At 76.6% G+C, this 1296-nt stretch carries 2 protein-coding genes and 1 pseudogene; 2 read left to right on the top strand and 1 reads right to left on the bottom strand.

The features are described from left to right. Positions 1–913, top strand: a 913-nt coding sequence (locus tag ABWI04_RS42730) for an aspartate aminotransferase family protein (protein ID WP_353835981.1), incomplete at its 5' end; no start/stop codon positions are given. A 10-nt stretch (positions 914–923) separates the two neighbouring features. On the opposite strand, the gene ABWI04_RS42725 is transcribed toward ABWI04_RS42730, so the two are convergent. After that, entirely contained in the window at positions 924–1070 is a 147-nt protein-coding gene (locus tag ABWI04_RS42725) for a hypothetical protein (RefSeq protein ID WP_353835980.1), read from the bottom strand. Between the two features lie 44 nt (positions 1071–1114). On the opposite strand from ABWI04_RS42725, the pseudogene ABWI04_RS42720 reads away from it, so the two are divergent. Then, positions 1115–1296, top strand: a pseudogene (locus ABWI04_RS42720) (hypothetical protein); the annotation flags it as partial.

The raw sequence follows: 1296 nt of genomic DNA, 5'->3' as shown, positions 1-1296 counted from the left end.
CGGCCGGCAGAACATCGTCGTCTTCCACGGCTCCTTCCACGGCCGCACGATGGGCGCCGCCGCGCTCACCACGGCGGGCACGAAGTTCCGCGCCGGGATCGGCCCGCTCATGCCGGGCGCCGCGATCGCGCCATTCCCCCAGGCCTACCGGTACGGGTGGCCGGAGGAGGAGGCGACGCGGTTCGCGCTGCGCGAGCTCGACTACCTGCTCGCCACCGCGAGCCCGGCGTCCGACACGGCCGCCTTCGTGGTCGAGCCCGTCCTCGGCGAGGGCGGCTACATCCCCGCGCCGCCCGCCTTCCTGGAGGGCCTGCGCGAGCGCGCCGACCGGCACGGCATCCTGCTGGTCGTGGACGAGGTGCAGACCGGGTTCGGGCGGACCGGCCGGTTCTGGGGCCACGAGCACTCCGCCGCGCGCCCCGACGTCCTGATCACGGCCAAGGGCCTGGCGAGCGGGTTCCCGCTGTCGGCGATCGCGGCGCCGGAGGCGCTGATGGCCAAGGCCCGCCCGGGGTCGCAGGGCGGCACGTACGGGGGCAACGCCGTCTCGTGCGCCGCCGCGCTCGCCACCCTCCGGGTCATCGCCGACGAGGACCTGGTCGGCAACTCCGCCGCGCAGGGCGCGCGGCTGAACGACGGGCTCCGCAAGGTCGCCGCCGACCACCCGGCGATCGGCGACGTGCGCGGGCTCGGGCTGATGCAGGCCAGCGAGTTCACCACGCCGGACGGCGAACCCGACGCCGCCGCGGCGGCGCGGGCGCACGGGGCCGCCGCCGAGCGCGGGCTGCTGCTGCTGACCTGCGGCGCGTACGGCAACGTCGTCCGGATGATCCCGCCGCTGATCGTCACCGCGGAGCAGATCGACGACGGCCTCGCCCTGTGGGCGGACGCCGTCGCCGACGCCCTCGGCTAGGGGCCGCGCCTCAGGGCGGGCCCTTCGGGCCCGTCCTGCGGTAGACGATCGTGAGCGCCACCACCACCACGACCAGGGCCGCCAGGACGATCCCGCCCTTGATCAGGCGGTCCGCCAGCAGTTCGACGACCACGTCTCCGTCGCCGGCCGCCGGCATCACCGGCCCCCTCCCGTCCCGCGGGTGCCGCTCCGGTCGAAGTAGTGCAGGACGCCGCGGACGGCCAGCCGGCCGAGTTCGGACCGGCCGCCGCCGCGCCGCGCGTCGAGGCCGCCTCGGCCCTGGCCCGGGCGCGGACCCGGGGCAGCGACGTCCTCACGCAGTCCACCGCCTTCGAGGAGCGCCCGCTCGAAACCCGGCTGCGCATGACGTGCCAGGCCGGGCT

This window comes from Actinomadura sp. NPDC000929, from assembly GCF_040492065.1.
In the GTDB taxonomy this organism is placed as follows: Bacteria; Actinomycetota; Actinomycetes; order Streptosporangiales; family Streptosporangiaceae; genus Spirillospora; species Spirillospora verrucosospora.
Note: the sequence above shows the minus strand (reverse complement) of the source record. Positions and strands in the feature narration are given on the sequence as shown.